Source organism: Geobacter sp. FeAm09 (genome assembly GCF_008330225.1).
In the GTDB taxonomy this organism is placed as follows: Bacteria; Desulfobacterota; Desulfuromonadia; order Geobacterales; family Pseudopelobacteraceae; genus Oryzomonas.
The window spans coordinates 1208602-1228474 of record NZ_CP042466.1 but is presented as its reverse complement, the minus strand read 5'-3'; the positions used below and the strand labels follow the sequence as shown (position 1 = coordinate 1228474).

The following is a 19873-nucleotide window of genomic DNA, read 5'->3' as shown; positions in this document are numbered from 1 at the left end:
GCGCGCGTTATTGCAATTTTTGCAAAAAATTTTTCCATTTTTTGCAATTGCATGCTATTCAACAACCACAAGCATCGGCAAAGCACACATGGGCAGGAGCAGGAGCGGCAGGCCGTTGTCATCGAAAGGGATTTCAGCTGAAAGGAGAGGAGATGAAGGCACGGGAGCTTGATCTGAGAAAATTACTTTCATTCAATCCAAAGGGTGGGATCATTCAGTTTATGGGGCACCGAGCCCTGCTTTTCGATGCGGTGGCACTGGGGTTGCTACGCAAGGAACTTATAGATAACCTCGGCATTTTTGCGGCACGCAACATCCTGACACGCATGGGCTACGCCCATGGTTGGCGTACGGCTGACAACTTGGACAGTGAATACCCGGACCTGCTCCAGGATGGGGCTTGCGGCCCGACGCTCCATATGCTGCAAGGTATGACCAACATTCCGACGTGTAATATGAGTTTTATCCCGACATTCCGCATGTCCACTATCTGGGAAGACTCGTATGAAGCAGAACAGCATATCCTTCATCTGGGGCTGACACACGAACCGGTATGCTGGACAATGACCGGTTACGTCAGCGGTTACTGTTCCCGGATGCTTGGCCAGGAGGTCTATTGCATTGAAGACCAGTGTTGCGCCAAAGGGGATGCCCGCTGCCACAATGAAACGCGTCTCAAGGAGGACTGGGGTGCCGCCATCGAGCCCCACCTGCCGTTTTTCCATACGGAAACCATCGATGTGCTGCTGAAGGATGTGACAACCAAACTGCAGCGTTCGGAACAGCGGGTCCGCAAACTCCAACAACTCATCGGCAACGATGTACAGTCATCGGGAATCATAGCCAGCAGCAAGATTATGCGCCAAACCCTGAATCTCGCGAAGCGTATCGCAAAAGTTGATTCATCGGTTGTCGTCACCGGGGAAAGCGGTGTTGGCAAGGAGATGATCGCACGGTTCATCCACAAGGAGTCCCTGCGTGCCGCTCAGCCATTTCTCGCCGTTAACTGCGGTGCCGTTGCGGAGACACTGCTGGAAAGCGAATTTTTTGGGCACACAAAGGGCGCTTTTACCGGGGCGGACAAGGAGCGCTTAGGCCTTTTTGAAGCAGCCAACGGCGGCACGTTGTTTCTCGATGAAGTTGGCGAGATATCTTTGGGTATGCAAGTAAAGCTTTTGCGGGTATTGCAGGAAAAGGAAATACGGCGGGTGGGCGAAAACTGTTCCCGGCCGGTGGATGTGCGCATCATTGCCGCGACGAATCGCAACTTGGCCGATGAAGTAGCCGCGGGCCGCTTCCGGAAGGACCTTTATTATCGACTGTGCATCTTCGAGATCATCGTGCCGCCGCTTCGGGAGCGACCGGATGATATTTTCTCCCTGGCCCAATTTTTTCTGGATAAAGCCTCGCAAACAATGAAGCGGCAAGTAATAGGGTTCACCCCCCAGGTGGCTGACTTGCTCGCCCAGTATGATTGGCCGGGAAATGTCAGGCAGCTTCAGAACACGATCGAGCACGCTGTCGCACTCTGCAACGGCAAGCGGATAAGCCTCAACGATCTTCCTAAAATAGTACGCCAATCGGAGTCTTTGGTAACGTCTGCCGGCACGATCCGCCCAATCGACGATGTTGAGCGAGAGCTCATTCTGTCGGCAATTCAAATCGTCAATGGAGACAAAGCGCTTGCCGCCCGGAAACTCGGCATCAGTCTTTCGTCGCTTTACCAGAAGCTCAAGAGATATGAGGGGGGATAGCTTGTATAGCTTGGGTCACCGCTCATTCTCGCTAGCCGATGATGATTTCTGCCGCGAGCAACATCGGGTTTCAATCCACACCAGCCCGAATTGGGCTGGTGCTCCTGTCCCGCAGTGCGTCCCACGCCGCTTGATCGTTGTTTCAATCCACACCAGCCCGAATTGGGCTGGTGCTCGTTATGAGATCACCCCACAGGTCTTCGCCCTCCTGTTTCAATCCACACCAGCCCGGGTTGGGCTGGTGCCCCTCACCGGCCTCGGTACGGCCCTGTCCGAGGTCACGTTTCAATCCACACCAACCCGGATTGGGCTGGTGCCCGGCGAAGTGTAATTTCAGTTACTCACTTCGTTAGTTTCAATCCATACCAGCCCGAATTGGGCTGGTGCTCCACCATCAACAGCTACGCCGACGAGCCGGTTGTGTTTCAATCCACACCAGCCCGAATTGGGCTGGTGCTCTGCGTGACCGCGTCGGTCCCGCTGTTCTTCCACTTGTTTCAATCCACACCAGCCCGGATTGGGCTGGTGCTCACAAGGATGCGGCCGCCGCCAACGTCGATGCCATGTTTCAATCCACACCAGCCCGGATTGGGCTGGTGCTCACAAGGATGCGGCCGCCGCCAACGTCGATGCCATGTTTCAATCCACACCAGCCCGGATTGGGCTGGTGCTCGAAAGAGACAAGCTCTTTGTCCTTTCCGATCCCGTTTCAATCCACACCAGCCCGGATTGGGCTGGTGCTCCCGCGGAGGTGCATCTTGTACCCGCCCTCGAAACTGTTTCAATCCACACCAGCCCGGATTGGGCTGGTGCTCACTGCTGCATTCGCGCCGTCAAGCTGTGTGGTATGTTTCAATCCACACCAGCCCGGATTGGGCTGGTGCTCCGCTGGTTCTTAACCTTTCACTGTGCCCCGGCTCAGTTTCAATCCACACCAGCCCGGATTGGGCTGGTGCTCTGTGGTCACCGCCGTCGATGCCCAGCCCGGCCCATGGTTTCAATCCACACCAGCCCGGATTGGGCTGGTGCTCTGACCCGCATGCTCCAGGCCCACATGGAGGAACTGTTTCAATCCACACCAGCCCGGATTGGGCTGGTGCTCGCCATGTTGCCGGTGCCCGGGATCTGGCTTTTCATGTTTCAATCCACACCAGCCCGGATTGGGCTGGTGCTCTGCTCTCGGCAACTGCTCCGAGGAGGATCTGCTGTTTCAATCCACACCAGCCCGGATTGGGCTGGTGCTCACCACCACCAGTGCCACGCCGATTACCACCACCCTGTTTCAATCCACACCAGCCCGGATTGGGCTGGTGCTCGTGCCGAAGTCAATGGTATTGCCGTTGCTCAGATTGTTTCAATCCACACCAGCCCGGATTGGGCTGGTGCTCGCGATGGCGATCACGGCCCGGCCGGGATAGCCGGTTTCAATCCACACCAGCCCGGATTGGGCTGGTGCTCTGGTGATCCCGACGTATTCGCTGGGGGCAATGGCGGTTTCAATCCACACCAGCCCGGATTGGGCTGGTGCTCGCAAACGATTGAATCGTCACAGGGCACCTACCACGTTTCAATCCACACCAGCCCGGATTGGGCTGGTGCTCGTGGTGCTTCCGGAATAGGTGTAGGCGCGGGTGTTTCAATCCACACCAGCCCGGATTGGGCTGGTGCTCCTGATCACAGTGTTGGTAGCAGCTTCATTGTCTAATTCCGTTTCAATCCACACCAGCCCGGATTGGGCTGGTGCTCGGGCCGTGGCATGCCGTATCAAATGGTCTTTTTTGGGTTTCAATCCACACCAGCCCGGATTGGGCTGGTGCTCCGGCCAGGAATACCGCTTCACCCTCGAGGGAATACGTTTCAATCCACACCAGCCCGGATTGGGCTGGTGCTCCCGCAACAGATAACGATTACTCCGAGGTGAACATGGTTTCAATCCACACCAGCCCGGATTGGGCTGGTGCTCTCAGCCTCCCCGCCGAAGTGGTGGCCGACCCCAAGTTTCAATCCACACCAGCCCGGATTGGGCTGGTGCTCCTGATGGCTCGCGCCTGCCATTTCTGCCATTTCATGTTTCAATCCACACCAGCCCGGATTGGGCTGGTGCTCCCCGAAGAGCGCCGCCGTCAAGGCCGGGCTGCTGTTTCAATCCACACCAGCCCGGATTGGGCTGGTGCTCATAATTTCGCCGTGCCAGTCATAAAGCTCCCGCGTTTCAATCCACACCAGCCCGGATTGGGCTGGTGCTCTTTTAGGGACAGCGGATATATGCAGTTCATACCCAGTGTTTCAATCCACACCAGCCCGGATTGGGCTGGTGCTCAGATCAGGTCGATGCGGACGGTGTTCTCTTGAAGGTTTCAATCCACACCAGCCCGGATTGGGCTGGTGCTCACGTCGCTCAACGCGCTATTGTCGATTGAGGATGTGGTTTCAATCCACACCAGCCCGGATTGGGCTGGTGCTCGATAAAGGGGTAAAGCTGGCCCCGCACCCAGGTCATGTTTCAATCCACACCAGCCCGGATTGGGCTGGTGCTCAAGGGGGACCCCGTTCTGGCACTGATCGGGGACAAGTTTCAATCCACACCAGCCCGGATTGGGCTGGTGCTCGCCGCCGACGAAGTCCCGGCCGTGCTCCTGACTCGTGTTTCAATCCACACCAGCCCGGATTGGGCTGGTGCTCGTGGCGCTGGTCGCTATTTCCGTACCACGGGTGGTTGTTTCAATCCACACCAGCCCGGATTGGGCTGGTGCTCGTCGTAGGCCTTGACCGAAGTCATGGGCACAACGTGTTTCAATCCACACCAGCCCGGATTGGGCTGGTGCTCGTCTGCCCCTGACCAAAGCGTTCACCGTCATCAAGTTTCAATCCACACCAGCCCGGATTGGGCTGGTGCTCGAGGACGTCCTTGGCCGATACGGCCGCCCCGATGGTTTCAATCCACACCAGCCCGGATTGGGCTGGTGCTCCCCCCTGTGATCCGCCGGTAAGAGAGCCATACTGGTTTCAATCCACACCAGCCCGGATTGGGCTGGTGCTCGCCTTTCGGTTGTTTTTACAGGTATTTAGCTATTCCGTTTCAATCCACACCAGCCCGGATTGGGCTGGTGCTCGCCTCCGCCGCCGGGGTGGCGATGGCGCCGGAATGGTTTCAATCCACACCAGCCCGGATTGGGCTGGTGCTCCCAATTGTGTAGCTGATCTTGTTGGCCACCAGCGGTTTCAATCCACACCAGCCCGGATTGGGCTGGTGCTCCCCTTGGACGGTCTTTTGCTACCACCCTTGGACGGGTTTCAATCCACACCAGCCCGGATTGGGCTGGTGCTCCCGCTGGGCATCGGCGCAACTGGCATCCCGATCATGTTTCAATCCACACCAGCCCGGATTGGGCTGGTGCTCGGTTGCCGATCGGCAACCCCAAGTGGCCCGGCTGATTGTTTCAATCCACACCAGCCCGGATTGGGCTGGTGCTCGGCGGCCCTGCCCGCGCTTGACGCGGGCCTCCTCCAGTTTCAATCCACACCAGCCCGGATTGGGCTGGTGCTCGGCAACGTCCTCTACACCGACGGCGTCGTGGTGCAGTTTCAATCCACACCAGCCCGGATTGGGCTGGTGCTCGTACACGGCGGCCGTGGTGCGCACATCGGCCTCGCTGTTTCAATCCACACCAGCCCGGATTGGGCTGGTGCTCTGCGTACCCATCTGGCCAACGTCAGCGGTCCCCTGGTTTCAATCCACACCAGCCCGGATTGGGCTGGTGCTCACCAAATACCTTTCACATTGGCTCGTGCTACTTGGGGTTTCAATCCACACCAGCCCGGATTGGGCTGGTGCTCGCATGTAGGGCAGGAGCAGATAATTTTACCTGCTTGTTTCAATCCACACCAGCCCGGATTGGGCTGGTGCTCTCCTACCCTCACAACATTTGTCTCATCTAGCCAGTTTCAATCCACACCAGCCCGGATTGGGCTGGTGCTCCAAGGCCCGCCACGACAGCCTGACCCTTACCTACGTTTCAATCCACACCAGCCCGGATTGGGCTGGTGCTCTGCCCCCTCAAAATAGGGACAGTTTCCAACATGTTATGCAATCGGTTTTGCGAACCCGGGAAATTTTGCCCCCAGGCCGATAAAAATTTCCCATATGTTCTGTCCTAACCATTTGATTTACCACGATCGCGAACACCCACATATTTTTGCGCGAGCATCAGGTTCGCGCGACTTACACCACCAGCGTTTCTTCATCAAAGAATACCGTTCTGGTTGCACCATATTCCTCAACGCGTTTCTCTCTCGGTTCGGTCAAACGATACAGACGGAGGTTGTCCAACTCCAATTTGACCTCTTTCAATAATAACCGTCGAAGTTGCTCAAATTTCATCTCATCCACCTGGCACTCAAACACCGACTTCTGCACCCGCTGACCAAAGTTCTTGCAAACTTGTGCCACTCGCCGCAATCGCCGCCTTCCTTCTCTGGTCTCGGTATTGACGTCATAACAGACAACAATCCACATTATGCATCTCCGTTAAAAACGCTCAGGCACAGATGGACACTTATGGATGGATGTACGGAACATATGACTCCAAATCGCCACGCAGATGCCGGGCCAGCAAACGAGCCTGAAGATGTGGCACCAAGCCGATGAGAGTTTTTTCGGCCAACAGCGGATGCTCTGTTTCCTCCTGTTTGCGTTTCTGCCAGGCCGCTACCACCTCCTTGCGGCCCTTCTCGTTCAGGTAAACGGCCCCACCGGGCCGCGGCTCAAAATGTTCCAACGTAATCTGCTTGCGGTTAATCAGCGTGACAGCCAGTCTGTCTGCCATAAAAGCCCGGAATTCTTCCATAAGATCAAGCCCCAGCGAAGGTCGCCCCGGTCGGGGGACATGCAGAAATCCCATCTGGGGATCGAGCCCGACCCCTTCTACAGCGCTGATGCAGTCATTTAAAAGCAGCGTATAAAGAAATGAAATTAGCGCATTCACCGGGTCCAGCGGTGGCCTGCGGTTACGGCCGTTCATGGGGAGGCTGTCGCGTTCCGCCGGTTTCATCATAAGGGTGAAAACATCAAAATACGCGGCAGCGGCCTCTCCCTCCAAACCGCGCACGTGGTCGGTATCACGGGCCGATTTGAGATGGAATAGTGCTTCGGCCTGGATATCCGCCGATTTTCTCAGATGCCTTTCCTCTTCCGGGTCGCCGGATTCCCGCGCGCTCCGCAGCAACACGTTGCGGGCGTTCTTCACCTTTCCGGCAGTCATGGCAGCGGCGATAGCCGTTGTGTGGTCGTCATCCTGCCCTGCCTGATACTGGGCCTGGCGCAAGAGGACATTACCGTTTGTCTTGCCTACCATACGGCATTTGTAACGGCCGTTGCGGTCCAGGATCACCACGGCACGGCCGTCATCAGCGCATTTACCCAGAAAAAACGGGCTGATCATGACGTTGCCCATGGTGACGATGGAACCGAGATGATGGAGCGGCACCTGGAGCTTCAAGTCTCCATTCACCTCCACCCTCACGGTTTCGTGATCAAGGGACAGATAGGCTCCCTGGGTCATGACGTACAGCGTGTTGAGAAGCTGTTTCATGGTTTGGCCTCGAATAATTCCCGCGCCGCCCGGCGGCCCCGGTCTTTATCCGCCACCACTGAGGGGAGGCAGGATTCTTTGAGAGAGCACCCTTCACAACGCTTGTCATTCGCCGGCGGCGGCACCATGCGTTTCTCCAGCATATCTGAAACGGTGGCGGACACCTCCTCCACCTGGCGACGCATGGCCTCGGTAAAAACGATCTCCTGCCGTTCCCGTGAACCATGCCAGAAGATGGCCCCCTTGCCGACCGCAAGACCGAGCATCTCTTCCAGGCAGATGGCTTGGGCGCAGAGTTGGACGGTTTCAGGAACGCCCCTCCGCCGATGGCCGGATTTGTACTCCACGGGATAGGGGGTATCGCCGCAAAATTCCACCAAATCGGCCTTGCCGGTCAGATTCAATCGGCGGCACCATACGGGCAGGGAACGTTCCATCCGTATCCCCGCCGCCTCGTGCGACGAATCGTCATGCACGCGTTCATGCACGTCCCTGCCCCGCATGGTGTACAGGTTTTCGTCCCAGACCCGCTCCACATGGATCAGGGCGCACTGGCGCGGGCAGTAGGCGTAATGCTCCAGCGCAGAGATGGGGATGGGGTCGGAAGTGTTGTTCATAAGGCTCCTCGCAGGAACGCCGTTTGCCATGTCCGTTTTTTCTTTTCATCTCGGTCTGCTTCGCTGATACCCTCACGGAGGGCTGCCAGCATCAAGATGATGTTTTAATACCCATTAATTATTTCAGGCCTCGGCCAGTTTTCACCGGCATCGTCCGGGCCCTTGCCTGGCTCGAATGACAATATATTTGCAAGATCTTCGATGTCATTAACCATGAGGCTACGATGTACCTTGGCCGATGATGCTTGTCCACTTTTGCTGGCATGCTCCCACCAGATCACCTTCAGGACCTCCATACTTCCCTCGGGGCGGGCCGATGATGCATCGTTCTCAAACAATTTCGGCAGCACCGCCTTGATGGCAGCAGCATCATCGTCGCTGAACCCGGTTTTGACGGCCAACTGCGGGTTCATGCTGCCATAGAAGTAATAAATGCCCCGATCAACACGATGCTTCATCCCCATGGTGTCGGAACCGCGCTTGGTGCCGTCGCCTTCGCTGCTGACACTTTTGGTAATTTGAGTACTAGTCAGACTTACCGGAGCAATGCTGAACGCCGACTGAACGCTGACCGGACCGCGAATACCAATGGAAACTCCCTTATCTTCTCCGCTATCTTCGCCCTTGGCCTTTCTACCGCCGGAAGCCTTGAAAGCGAAAAGCTGCCCGAAGGCCCGCACATCAAACCAAGTTTCGCAGGCTTTCCTGGTAATCTCTTCTGGGTTCTTGATGCCGGCCAAGACTTCATCAGCCCGGGCTTTTAAGCTAGGGTGGTCATCGTTTCTGTTGTCGTCGGACTGTACAAATATCCGTTGTCCCGTTTCTATCAGCCGGTTGCGGATCTTACGCTTGACGCAGACATCGGAGACTTCACCATTACCTTCATAAATTGTTCGTGGGCGATTACCGTTAAGCGGGTCACCATTAGGGTTAGCATTGACGACTTTAAAAACCACGGCAAAATCGATCTTCTTGGACAGGCTCATGATGGGTGCCTCCTTTGTTTTGTGATTTTGGATGTTCTTATTGTTCAGAATCGTCTTCTGTTGCGGTTACTTCCTGGACACCCGACATTTTCAGCTTTGCCCTCTGGCAATGATACCCAAGAAGGAATTCACCGCTTAACCGCCTATCGGAGATAAATTCCTCCGTTTCAAATTTCTGGCAAACAACATCAATTTCCTGCTGCACAGCATGGAGGAATCCGGAGCGCCTTGAATTAAGCCTGACTTTATATGGAGTCAAACCGGTCTCAATAATCCGCCAAGTGGAATACGGATGATCGGAAAAACGCTGTAGCAATTTCTCAGCACTCGTTGCCCGCTTCTCGCCGCCGACAAACAATGCCCGTTCCTCAAGATGTTCCGCCAAAGCCAACAACCGGCCGTACAAATAATCCCTGCTTTTTCGTTCTTCATCCAATGCCATCCCGTACTCCTCCTTTCCATTCTGCTTTCTATACAATGCACATGCTATTCCAAGGGCCTTTTCCCACTCCCAATATTCAATACCGTTGCGGTTGCTTGCCCGCCTGACACAGGATTCTACCAGATCGTGTGGGATAACCGCTGCATCGACAATGCACGGCAACAAGCGCTCAATGGTCGCTTTGCGCAATTTATCGTCAACACGCCTGCCATAGGCCACCTCGGCAATATCCCGCGGTGCGGGGGCACCGTAGAAAATCTTATCCTTGCCGAAATACTGCTGCCAGCAACAATCGGTGTGCCAAGCTTCTATCCGCTGCAGGAATTCCGAGGCGGTCAACTCCCGGTAATAACTGATCGCCATTCGTCCCGGCGAGGCAGAATCAAGGCCGAGAACGACAACACCATCCGTCGTTTTCAATCTTGCCGTGTAACCAGCCATCTTTTTTCTCAATGCTTCTGCCACTTCGGGAGCCGTATAACCAGTCTTTGGCTTCAAAGTCACCTGCTCATCGCCAAGCAGAAAGGCAAGCGTGTCCATTTGTGGGTCCGGTACTTCAACCCCCGAAACTGCCCAAGCCACAACAGCCTGTTCACCATCCCTTCTGCCCTGGCGTTCAATCAACCAACGTAAAGCGCTATGGGCTTTCTGAGTTACTTCAATGCCAATGCCGCATGCCTCCAGGTCGGAGGTGAATCGGCCAAGATAGGTAAATCCTTCCGTATCGTTTGAAGAAATCAGCTTGGCTCCATCGCCGGGATAGCGGATATTTTTCGGGTGATTGCAGGCAAGATTGCTTCTCTCGCCCGTTACCATGCAAATATCGCGCACCGACTGCAAGGAAGGGTAATATCGTGCCCAGGATTCTCGCAATTCGACATCCTTCCACAACTCGCTTGGAACGAGACCGGGAATTTCTACGGAAAAACGAACAAACGCCTCAAACTGCCCTTTCTTATTTGCCTGTTTAATCACCTTGAAAATCCGTGGGGATTCTTCTTCGTTTTGCCAGTCGACTGCAAGCTTGCCGTCATTTCCTGCGAACAAAACTTGTTTAGCAATCAGATCCTTAATCAATGTCCGTTTTCCAAGATAGTTTAGCACTGACCGCAACTTACGGTTGTTCGAGCTATCAACCCAGCCTGCCAGGGCAAAGATGTACAGATCAAATCCGGATTCATTTTTCTTCTTATTAGGATTCCCCCCAAAATCGAGGTAATCACCGGCCACATATTGCAAAGTGTCACACAGGGCATGTGGGGCCATTTTTGCCCCTGCTCTGCCTGCGGATGCTTCTGTCGCGGGAATAATCGTTTGGGCATCATCCTTGGGCACCACATCGGCTGCAACCAAGTTGCCGTCGCCATCCAGTACAATGTGAAGCTGGGCATTCTGGGTCGTATGGAACAACGGTAGCAAAGGAATCGTGTCGTTCGGGTTTGCGATTTTGTCCAAATTATTTTCGTAGGTTCTGTGCAGCCTCTCAATCCAACTCATTCAGAAGTCCCTCCTCTTGCAGCCCCACAGAACTGGGCGGATTGGGGATCATCTCACGTACAAACTTACGCACCTGGCACGATTGCGGCGGGATAAACTCTACTACTCCGTCCTTCATCACTGGTCGCCAGAAGCGGCTATGAAGTTCGTTTGTGCCGGTTTCGTCGGGGTAGTCAAACCCGTGGAACATAAGTCCATATTCCAACTCGCCGTAGCTGTCATAGTCGCCTCTTCCTTCGCCGAACGAGCACGGTTCCACGTATCCCTGGCACTCCCGCGTACCCAGAAAAATGTCCTGCCGCCCTCCTTTTTCCAACATCCGCCTTGCCACATGCCAGTGTTTGTCTTCGTTGCGGTCTGATGCAAGATCATCACGTTGTACATTCCATTCGAAATGGGCCTGTACTTGGTACTCAACGTCTGCGAGATAAGTATAAATCGCCAAGGAGTTGCCGCCGCTGAATACAAGTGGTTTCATGCTCTTCGACTGGGTACGAATACGACGCATGACCCGCACCTTGTCGATCACCCAGACAAACGTCGGCTTCCAATAGATTGATTTGGCAACACCCTTCAATGCCTCGTATGTTGGGATATGATACGAACACTTTTCTCCGCCAATCTTAGTCAGCGGATCAGTGAATAGGGCGAAGCGTCCCGTCAGGTTAAAATCAATACGGCTCCTCATTGTCACCTCCTGAAACAAGCAGTAGTTTCATTTCTGAAACCTCTTCCAGACTTGCACCAAATTCTTCGCTGTAATTACGCTCGTCGAGATAGCAGATTTTACTGTCTGGCCAAACCTCGTATAACCGACGCTTTCTTTTCAGTTCCTCCGCTTCATACGGAAACAGGTTCACCGAATAACGTTGCGCCTTCTTCATCAGCGACAAACGGTCTTCGCCACCGCAACTCACCAGCGCGGTTATGAGCCGCTCGCCGTCACCATAGGGGACAATCACTCCTTCCGTAGGTGAATCAATAACCTTGAATGCTGCGGCTGCGCTCATGAATGCCTGACGCAGCAGTGTTGGGGGAGCTTGCCGCTGTTCGTTCTTGTAGATTTCAACCGCATCGTTATTGGTTGACAGCAGAGTCAGCAAATCGCTTTTTACCACCATTCCATCGATATCCTTGTTCGATACAGGAAAAGTCATTTCCTGTGAGCGGCTGAAAAAATAATAGGAGAAATAACGTTCCATTACCTGGGGGCTTTGCAAGTCCCCGCCGAATGTTTCAGGATCGCCTTTGAATTCATGTAACACCCGTCGGGTGACCCCTTGTGCTATTCTTATGTCCGGTAACCTATCTAAATTTTCGTGCGCAGGATTGACAACCAAAACTCTCCCTATCGCCCGTCGCCCGTTCCGATTGCAGCGCCCGGCCGCCTGGGCGATGGAATCAAGTCCGGCCAGATACCGGATTACCGAACCGAAATCCACATCAACCCCGGCTTCAATCAATTGGGTGCTGACGCAGATGACCGGTTGCTGCCTGTTGGGATCAAGACAGGTTCTGATTTCATCAAGCACCGTCATGCGATGGGCCGGACACATGCTGGTACTTAGGTGGTAGACATGCTCCGTCTCACCGTGTAGCCGCTCAAACAATTCCTTAGCTTGGGACTTTTTATTGACGATGATCAGGACGCTACCACTATCTGCCAGTTCTCCCAAGGCAGCAGTCGCAACTTCATCTGCTGTCCACCCCCCATCCTTGCAGTGGTCTTCGATCCTGGCGCGGCGAAGATTGCGGAAAAGATCATTGAGATTTTCCCCCATCATCTCCGAGGCATTAGAGAGCTTGGCCGCACCGTTATTAACATCAACACGGTCCAGCAAAGGCTGCGTGGCCGTACAGAACAACACCGTCGAACCACACTGACTGACCAGAAAATTGACGGCATTATTGAAGAGATGAACGGTACGGATCGGAATGGTTTGGATTTCGTCGAAGATGATTACTGCATTGGCAAGCTGGTGCAAGCGGCGTACGCCACGGGTGCCCCCAGCGAAAAGAGTTTCCAAAAATTGTACAGCAGTTGTATAGACGATGGGGGCATCCCAATTTTCGGACAACAGTTTGCTCGTACTGGTGTCCTGTTCCGGGGTGAGGTTTGAATGATGTTCCAGAACAACTCGTTTATCTTCGTTTTCCAGTGGGGCAAATACAGATCGGGCGACACGAGCGTTCTGATCAATGATTGAGGTAAAAGGAACAACATAGATGATTCGATCCATGCCATGCTTGGCTGCGTGATGCAGGGCAAAACGAAGGCTGGCGAGGGTCTTGCCGCCGCCGGTCGGCACGGTAAGTCGGTACAATCCCTTCTCCCGTTCGGCGCTTTGCAAGCATGCCAGGGATATTTGTGCCCTGATGGCGTCAATGGCGTGAACACCTCCCAGCTTGGTCAAGTGCTGTTCGAGAAATGAGATGAGGGTCTGCCACTCGACCTCGGGCAAAGGCATTCGCTCTGCCGAGTTCAGACGGTCAGCGTCTATCAGGGTGCTGAAAAGAAAACGAACTAGAAATCCAAGTGCAAACAGACTGGTTACCGGAGAGGTAAAAACATCTTTGAGCCCTTCAAGTCGTTGTCTTAATTCATATTCAAGCTCCGGTAATGTCAAAAGCTCAATGGATCGGTTCTTCAAGGCTTCATTCAGCGAATCCAGAGCCTCGGTGTAGTGCGTTTTCTCATCAGGCTTTCCCATCCGCCTGCTAAACACATCCACACCATTCGGAGCAAGGCAGTCGATTACCCCCGAGTGGTGAGAGGCAATACACAGGGCCACGATATTTGCTGCAAGATGGTGGTGAAAGTTCGAGCCTTTCTTGTGCTGCCAGACAAACTGTGCCCCAGCGGAGGAATGGTCAATCTTTCCCTTTGATCTGTGCGGGTCAACATAGTCATCATCATCCGGCTCCAACCTGCCTTCGGAAGATTTTAAATAATCTTGAAACACTTTTGAATATTTTCCAAGATCGTGACTACTCCCCAAAAGTTTTCCAAATGTCGGAAGCCCTATCTTGGCGGCAAACCGTTTGGCCAACTTGGCGACGCCTTCGAGGTGTTCTTCCAAGCTCTGTGGCGTACCGTCCGATTGACGATAACGGGCAATGAACTCTGGAGTAGCCTTTTCTCTCACACATCCACCTCATTGTCTCAAAACGATACATTCCAACAGTAGTGTTAAAAATATTAACACATTATTTCAATATGTTATGCAGCATAATTGCTCCATATCACCCATTATGCAAGCATTAAATTTCTTCCGATTTCTTCTCGTCCAATGTGTAAAAACAACCTCAGGAAACATGGTGATATTAGCGATATTCCGATAAAAATACTAAAGCCCCGCAGGCGCTATGCCCGCGAGGCTTTAGATTTCGCCAATAACTTCACATCCTGCCGCATCCTCTGTCGATCCGATCATTCAAAAACTTGATTAGCGTCTATCTTCTGCTAATCAGGAAATATATTTACAGCTTATGACCGCACAAAGTGAATTCGAATTCCATAAAAAGTTGTACCCTAATTTGTACCCTACGAAACAAAAAATATGGCAAATATGGCAAATATGGGATAGTATGCCTTTTAGATAACACATCGAAATAACAGCAAGATGTTGTTTTTGTTGCGGATAAATTTGACGTTTGTGGCCCCTCATAACCCGAAGGTCACAGGTTCAAATCCTGTCCCCGCAACCAAATAATTTTAGGGACTTGCAGACTCTGCAGGTCCCTTTTTTATTGCCATTGTACACCAAGCTGTACACCAAAATTTTAAGGGGATCTGCCATCGGAGGTAACAAATGGCAGGACTCATCAGACGCGGCAAAATCTATTATGCAGTGTATTACGTCGGCAACAAGCAGAAGAGGGACTCCCTCGGAACTCTTGGGGCGACATTGTGTCCTTCCACCTCTTTGCATCAAAATGATACATCGCAAAAGTGTTAAAAATATTAACACCATATTTCAATAGGTTATGCCACATAATTGCTCCATACCACCCATTATGCAAGCATTAAATTTCTTCCGATTCCTTCGTGCCCAATAGACAAAAACAATCTCAGGGAACATGCTGATATTAGCGATATTCCGATAAAAATACTAAAGCCCCGCAGGCGCTATGCCCGCAGGGCTTTAGATTTGTCACATCCGGCCGCATCCTCTGCCGATCCGGTCATTCAAAAACCTGATTAGCGTCTACCTTCTGCTAATCAGGAAATTTTATTTGCTGGCTCAAGGCATTTGACCTCACTTTGACAAAAAGCGTGGTGATTATTTCTCCTTATCTTCCGGTAAAGTGTGGCTATTCCGATATTCAATTTTTTCGCAGCCAGGACCTTGTTGCCGCCAACCGCGAGAAGAACCCCCTGGATATAGTCACGTTCGACCTCCTCAAGGGGGCGGATATCGTCCACTACCACAGGCGCCGGCTTGAGCAACATGGCGCGCAATTCTCCCGGCAAATCACTGTAATCGATCAGGCCATCCCGACACATGGTGACGGCATGTTCGACCGCGCTCTGCAACTCGCGCACATTGCCCGGCCAGTTGTAACGGAGAAGGAGGTCGAGAGCATCCTGGGTAAATCCCGTTATGGGGCATTCTCGATTACCGGCCAATTTGTTGAGAAACAACATGGCCAAGGGCAGGATGTCCTCGTGACGTTCCCGCAGGGGGGGTACGTGCAACTCGATCACCCGCAGGCGGTAATACAGATCCTGACGGAAGCGGCCGGCGGCGATTTCGTCCGTCAGGTTGCGGTTGGTGGCCGCTACGATCCGTACGTCGGTGGGACGGAATCGGTTCTCCCCCACCCTTCGCACCTCGCGTTCCTGCAGGGCGCGCAGCAGCTTGACCTGCATCCCGGGGGGCACCTCGCCGATCTCGTCCAGGAACAGGATCCCGCCGATGGCCGCCTCGAACAGCCCCGGGCGGTCTTTGTCCGCGCCGGTAAAGGAACCCTTGGCGTGGCCGAACAGCTCGCTCTCCAGGAGGGTCTCCGTGAGCGCACCGCAGTTCACGGCAACGAAAGGTCTGGTGGCCCGGACGGACTGGTCGTGGATGGCGCGCGCCATGAGTTCCTTGCCGACGCCGCTCTCCCCGGTAATGAGGACCGTGGAGTCGCCCTTGGCTATGCGCGAGACAATCTCAAGAGTACTCTGCATCGAGACACTGTGTACCATTGGCGGTGAGTCGGCTTTTTTACAAATCTCCATAAACACCAGTCGTTCAGACCTCCTTTTCAAGGCGCATCGCCATCAGGCTTCATCGCCCGATTTGCCGCCATCTTTGGGGCTAAACTCTATTTGGTCCTTATCATCGACGGCCTTTTTGAAATTACCGATTGCCTTGCCGAATGAGCTGCCGATTTCGGGTAATTTTCCTGCGCCGAATACCAACATGACAATTGCCCCTATCACGAGCAATTCGGGGGTACCAAAACCAAACATGTAATTACCTCCTTTCGTACGCGCCTGTTCACTCCTATGGCATGTCTTTTTCGACCCTTCGCCGATAAACAGGGCACAACTCGAAATCATTTCCGCAAAAAGCGACTATGTTATAAATGACTCTGCTTGATATGGTGTAGCAGTAACACTCGGGAAAAGGAGTTTCCACAAAACAGCACATGTCCGGCCGGATCAAATCCCGGTTTGCACCATCTGGGCAGTTCGTATCAGTCTTCATGGTTGTGCACCCGTCAGTCCCAACTCAGGAGGCGAGAAACGTTTCAAAGGGTTGGTCATACAACTGGATATGCACCAGCCAAAGCAGGCGCAGGTAGCCCAACTCCTCAGGCAGCGCCTCCCTATGCTTGCCGAACCGGTGCCGCAGTTCGGCCGTTTTACTACAGATAAACTGGTGGTGGAGGCAGTGTTGTACGGCTTGGGGAAAGCGAACCATCCTCATGCAGCCGTTCTCGTTGCCAACGTGTTCCATCATGGTTTCCAGCAGTTGATCAAAGTCTGCCGCAAGGTCTTTGTCTGGCTGGTACAGGAGTTGCTCAAACATCTCATCCAGTTGCCTGATAATATTTCGATAACGGCTGTCATCGGCCGGTCTGCCAGTGTTATGCGCAATGGGATCATTGCGCATAATCTCGAACTGATGGTCAAATTGCCTGTAATCCCCATTATCCATACAACTTGCCACGTCCTCTATCCGTACTATCGCGTGAATGAATTATGATCCCATCTAATAAAATTTTATTATCTTGAACCCTCCATCCTCTTCCTGCACATCAATGTCATGACCGATATACTGCGTAATGTCCACGCCCGAGAATTGCACGCCGCGTATGAATTTGGTACCGGGCGCGGCGAGAGCGCCGTTGATGTTCAAAGATAATTTTGCCGATACGGACCCATCCCCATTTACCTGGAACAACTGATCATATTGCGCCTTCAATACAGCCGGCGCCGGGGCTTTCTTTTCAGGCCGTTTTCGATGGCATCCGGGCAATGCCAGCCCAACAATCACCATTGCCGCTACCATTATCCGATAGATCCTGATCTTGTTAACCATATTCAGCATTTGATGCCTCCATACGTTTTGATGTTGCCCAGCCGCAAACGTTCTTGTTCCCAGGTGCCCGCCGCTAGGGGCGGACGGTAATCGCCTTGCTCGGACATGAGATACGGCAGAGCCCGCAGCCGGTGCACAGGATGTTGTTCATGTGAATATCCGTAGCCTTTTCCCGCCCTTTAACCGTTTCATAATCCAGGGTAAAAGCGCAATTCGGGCACATCCTTGAGCAAATCCCGCATAAACGGCACTTTTCCCTGTCAATGGCAACGACGTTGACCAAGCCTTCGGTGACCATTTTACCGAGCAACGTTTCTCCGCCGATTGTTTTCAAGTCGTAGAGGTACGCTTCTCTTGAGACATTGCTATTGCCGGCATCGAGTATGTCTTTGTTGTTATCGACACTGCTTTCTGTGAAGTAATGGATGCCGCTGCCTATCGATGCCAGTGCCCTGTTTTTGATGAGGCCGAAAAACTCTCTCCGTGATGCCGGTTTGCCATTTTCCTGCTTGCTGTTCCTGCCGATGGCGTCATTTCGTTCGCGAGGAGCTTCGAAGGTGTCCGCCAGGCTGATGGACGTCTCCCTGGCGCCAAGGCTCACTATGCTCACGACCGTATCTATTTCTTTGCAAATGATATCCTCGCACGGCGTACCACATGTGCTGCACTCCCCCTTGAGCAGAACTATGTTCTTAGCTCCCATTGCAACCAGCCGCACCAGAATCATCCGGTTAAAACAGGCAAGAGTGACTGCCGAATATGCGGCATGTTGTGCATGAGGCGATTGCCGGCAAGACAGTACTACCTTGTCATGTCGGCCAATTTGAGCGGCAGCGGACGCGAACAGTTGGTCCCTTACTGCCTTGCGCAGGGAAAACACGCCATTTCCGCAGGCAGCATGGCATTTGCCGCAGTCGGAACACCGCGACCAGTCCACAAGCACACGGCCTCCGGCAGCGGTGATCGTGATGGCATCTGCCGAACAGACGTCCATGCATGCCGAGCATTGGGCGGCTTTATGGCGCACCCGCACGCACCTGGAGCTGTTTATAACGAAATACTCCGAAAGCCGGCCGAGCAACTCCCCGACAATATTTGAATATAATGCCATGTGTGGTGCCTTTGCCGTTGCCTGCAAAACATCAGGCAATTCCAGATGAATGGTCAGCCCTAAATGTCGCTGGCATAGTCAAAGGTAGCCGGGGTGACCAGATCTATCTTTATCTCCCTCATTTGGGAACCGTTGTTTGTCCGTTCCACGACATTGCAGGTAAGGGCAATCTCGTCGATTCCCGTAAGCCCGGAAATGTGCCGCGGGTGAAATTCCAGGTAATCGCCGGCGAGCTGATAGGAACCGGGAGCCACCTTGTCGAGATACTTTTTTACTTTTTTGGCATTTGTGTTGTAGGCCCGGGCTATTTTTATAAAGAAATCCTTGTCCGACAGCACTTCGTGCGGCATGAGCCTGGCGGTCGCATTCTGATGGTATATCTGTGCGGTGAGCTTATTTTCCAATGAGCAGTAATGCACATTCAGCTTCAGCCTCTTTGCGGCGGCAAATTCGAGGAGTTCGAAGCAGGCATCTTCGCTTCCCGCAATGGGGAGGCCGCCCGCGTAATTGTAGGAATACAGAACGCGGTACGGTTTTTTCTTCAGCTTGTGGCCTTGTGCCGCGTAATCGGCCCCGTTGGTCCAGGGGTAGAGGAACTCCAGGATGTTGATGCCGTCTATGCCGCGGTCCTCCAGGCTGAGAAAAAGCCTTTTCATGGTCTCCACCGTACCGGGGATGACGGGCATCTCCACCAGCACAGAAGGTATGTGGCGTTTTGCCAGGGAGAGTTTTTCCAGGGTTGAGGCCATGGCTGCTTCCCCGCCAGCGTCGATCTTGACGCTGATGCGGATTTCGTTCAACCCCGCCTCTGCAAGTTGCGCGGCACGTTCGTCGGTGAGGAGGTCGCCGTTGGTGTAGAGGCGTTTATGGGCGCCCGGATATCTTTCGGCGGCAAATTGGAAAAAGGAGAGCGCCTTTTCCGGGAACAGCAGGGGCTCACCGCCGGTAAGGGCCAGTGACGTGTAGCCCGAACCGGAATCAGCTTGCTCCAGCTCTTTTTCGGCATCGTTGACACTCTTGGTGAAGTGGCCGTACTCCGCCTGGTTCCTGTTCGCACAGAAAAAACAGTCCCGGTTGCAGGCTAGGGTGTGAAAGACCGTCTTAGAGCACGCGCCCGTCCGGCAATCGATGCAGGCAGGGGACACGGTGCCGTAGTACCAATTTTTTCCCCCGATCCCTTTGTGCACCTCCGTGGCGGAGAGCCGGTATTCGTTGCGGCCGCTCGTGGGAGGCTCCTCGTCCACGCCTATTCCCAACTCAACGACGCGTGCCATGAATTTTTCATAGGAGTCAACGTATCTGGCAGCATCCTGCTTGAATCTTCTGCCTTGTATCAATC

At 53.5% G+C, this 19873-nt stretch carries 14 protein-coding genes and 1 CRISPR repeat array; of the genes, 2 read left to right on the top strand and 12 right to left on the bottom strand.

The features are described 5' to 3' along the window. The first annotated feature begins 152 nt into the window (after positions 1-152). Positions 153-1754 carry a sigma-54-dependent Fis family transcriptional regulator gene (locus FO488_RS05665; protein ID WP_149209659.1) on the top strand — a complete coding sequence of 534 codons (1602 nt, stop codon included), beginning with the start codon at positions 153-155 and terminating at the stop codon, positions 1752-1754. Between the two features lie 67 nt (positions 1755-1821). After that, positions 1822-5804: a CRISPR direct-repeat array (repeat unit 37 nt; unit sequence GTTTCAATCCACACCAGCCCGGATTGGGCTGGTGCTC). A 172-nt stretch (positions 5805-5976) separates the two neighbouring features. Here the strand turns inward: FO488_RS05665 and cas2 are convergent. The 9 genes from cas2 to FO488_RS05620 form a co-directional block, all read right to left on the bottom strand. Continuing rightward, a complete protein-coding gene (gene cas2, locus FO488_RS05660; protein WP_149209658.1) occupies positions 5977-6270 on the bottom strand; it encodes a CRISPR-associated endonuclease Cas2 in 294 nt (97 codons plus the stop codon). Positions 6271-6310: 40 nt separating this feature from the next. Beyond that, positions 6311-7345, bottom strand: coding sequence for a type I-C CRISPR-associated endonuclease Cas1c (gene cas1c / locus FO488_RS05655; RefSeq protein WP_149209657.1), 1035 nt, complete (start codon positions 7343-7345; stop codon positions 6311-6313). Next, the gene (gene cas4 / locus FO488_RS05650; RefSeq protein WP_149209656.1) at positions 7342-7962 is read right to left on the bottom strand and encodes a CRISPR-associated protein Cas4; all 621 of its coding nucleotides are present in this window, start codon (positions 7960-7962) and stop codon (positions 7342-7344) included. Before cas4 ends, cas1c begins: the two co-directional genes overlap by 4 nt. A gap of 104 nt (positions 7963-8066) precedes the next feature. Then, positions 8067-8948 carry a type I-C CRISPR-associated protein Cas7/Csd2 gene (gene cas7c / locus FO488_RS05645; RefSeq protein ID WP_205743365.1) on the bottom strand — a complete coding sequence of 294 codons (882 nt, stop codon included), beginning with the start codon at positions 8946-8948 and terminating at the stop codon, positions 8067-8069. Between the two features lie 37 nt (positions 8949-8985). Further along, positions 8986-10887, bottom strand: coding sequence for a type I-C CRISPR-associated protein Cas8c/Csd1 (gene cas8c, locus FO488_RS05640; protein ID WP_149209654.1), 1902 nt, complete (start codon positions 10885-10887; stop codon positions 8986-8988). After that, a complete protein-coding gene (gene cas5c / locus FO488_RS05635; RefSeq protein ID WP_149209653.1) occupies positions 10874-11575 on the bottom strand; it encodes a type I-C CRISPR-associated protein Cas5c in 702 nt (233 codons plus the stop codon). The genes cas8c and cas5c overlap by 14 nt, the downstream gene beginning before the upstream one ends. Beyond that, positions 11559-14033 carry a CRISPR-associated helicase Cas3' gene (gene cas3 / locus FO488_RS05630; protein ID WP_149209652.1) on the bottom strand — a complete coding sequence of 825 codons (2475 nt, stop codon included), beginning with the start codon at positions 14031-14033 and terminating at the stop codon, positions 11559-11561. Before cas3 ends, cas5c begins: the two co-directional genes overlap by 17 nt. Before the next feature lie 1076 nt (positions 14034-15109). Then, the gene (locus FO488_RS05625; RefSeq protein WP_240732189.1) at positions 15110-16063 is read right to left on the bottom strand and encodes a sigma-54-dependent Fis family transcriptional regulator; all 954 of its coding nucleotides are present in this window, start codon (positions 16061-16063) and stop codon (positions 15110-15112) included. Positions 16064-16156: 93 nt separating this feature from the next. Beyond that, positions 16157-16348 carry a twin-arginine translocase TatA/TatE family subunit gene (locus FO488_RS05620; protein WP_149209650.1) on the bottom strand — a complete coding sequence of 64 codons (192 nt, stop codon included), beginning with the start codon at positions 16346-16348 and terminating at the stop codon, positions 16157-16159. Between the two features lie 307 nt (positions 16349-16655). On the opposite strand from FO488_RS05620, the gene FO488_RS19655 reads away from it, so the two are divergent. Further along, positions 16656-17087, top strand: coding sequence for a hypothetical protein (locus tag FO488_RS19655; protein WP_205743364.1), 432 nt, complete (start codon positions 16656-16658; stop codon positions 17085-17087). Positions 17088-17093: 6 nt separating this feature from the next. Here the strand turns inward: FO488_RS19655 and FO488_RS05610 are convergent, their stop codons facing one another. The 3 genes from FO488_RS05610 to FO488_RS05600 all read right to left on the bottom strand — a co-directional run bounded on the left by FO488_RS05610 (position 17094) and on the right by FO488_RS05600 (position 19808). Continuing rightward, positions 17094-17432 (bottom strand): hypothetical protein, encoded by a 339-nt coding sequence (locus FO488_RS05610; RefSeq protein WP_149209648.1) that lies wholly within the window; start codon positions 17430-17432, stop codon positions 17094-17096. A gap of 64 nt (positions 17433-17496) precedes the next feature. Next, complete coding sequence (locus FO488_RS05605; RefSeq protein WP_205743363.1) at positions 17497-18417, bottom strand: 4Fe-4S binding protein; 921 nt, start codon at positions 18415-18417, stop codon at positions 17497-17499. Between the two features lie 176 nt (positions 18418-18593). Then, positions 18594-19808 (bottom strand): radical SAM protein, encoded by a 1215-nt coding sequence (locus FO488_RS05600; protein WP_168205912.1) that lies wholly within the window; start codon positions 19806-19808, stop codon positions 18594-18596. Positions 19809-19873: the final 65 nt, after the last annotated feature.

Bases quoted from the DNA above. Each gene is read 5' to 3' on its own strand.
- cas7c (WP_205743365.1), bottom strand. From the start codon at position 8,948: ATGAGCCTGTCCAAGAAGATCGATTTTGCCGTGGTTTTTAAAGTCGTC.
- cas4 (WP_149209656.1), bottom strand. From the start codon at position 7,962: ATGAACAACACTTCCGACCCCATCCCCATCTCTGCGCTGGAGCATTAC.
- cas5c (WP_149209653.1), bottom strand. From the start codon at position 11,575: ATGAGGAGCCGTATTGATTTTAACCTGACGGGACGCTTCGCCCTATTC.
- FO488_RS05610 (WP_149209648.1), bottom strand. From the start codon at position 17,432: ATGCTGAATATGGTTAACAAGATCAGGATCTATCGGATAATGGTAGCG.
- FO488_RS05600 (WP_168205912.1), bottom strand. From the start codon at position 19,808: ATGGCACGCGTCGTTGAGTTGGGAATAGGCGTGGACGAGGAGCCTCCC.
- cas1c (WP_149209657.1), bottom strand. From the start codon at position 7,345: ATGAAACAGCTTCTCAACACGCTGTACGTCATGACCCAGGGAGCCTAT.
- cas2 (WP_149209658.1), bottom strand. From the start codon at position 6,270: ATGTGGATTGTTGTCTGTTATGACGTCAATACCGAGACCAGAGAAGGA.
- FO488_RS19655 (WP_205743364.1), top strand. From the start codon at position 16,656: ATGCACCAGCCAAAGCAGGCGCAGGTAGCCCAACTCCTCAGGCAGCGC.
- FO488_RS05605 (WP_205743363.1), bottom strand. From the start codon at position 18,417: ATGGACGTCTGTTCGGCAGATGCCATCACGATCACCGCTGCCGGAGGC.
- FO488_RS05665 (WP_149209659.1), top strand. From the start codon at position 153: ATGAAGGCACGGGAGCTTGATCTGAGAAAATTACTTTCATTCAATCCA.
- cas8c (WP_149209654.1), bottom strand. From the start codon at position 10,887: ATGAGTTGGATTGAGAGGCTGCACAGAACCTACGAAAATAATTTGGAC.
- FO488_RS05625 (WP_240732189.1), bottom strand. From the start codon at position 16,063: ATGCAGAGTACTCTTGAGATTGTCTCGCGCATAGCCAAGGGCGACTCC.
- FO488_RS05620 (WP_149209650.1), bottom strand. From the start codon at position 16,348: ATGTTTGGTTTTGGTACCCCCGAATTGCTCGTGATAGGGGCAATTGTC.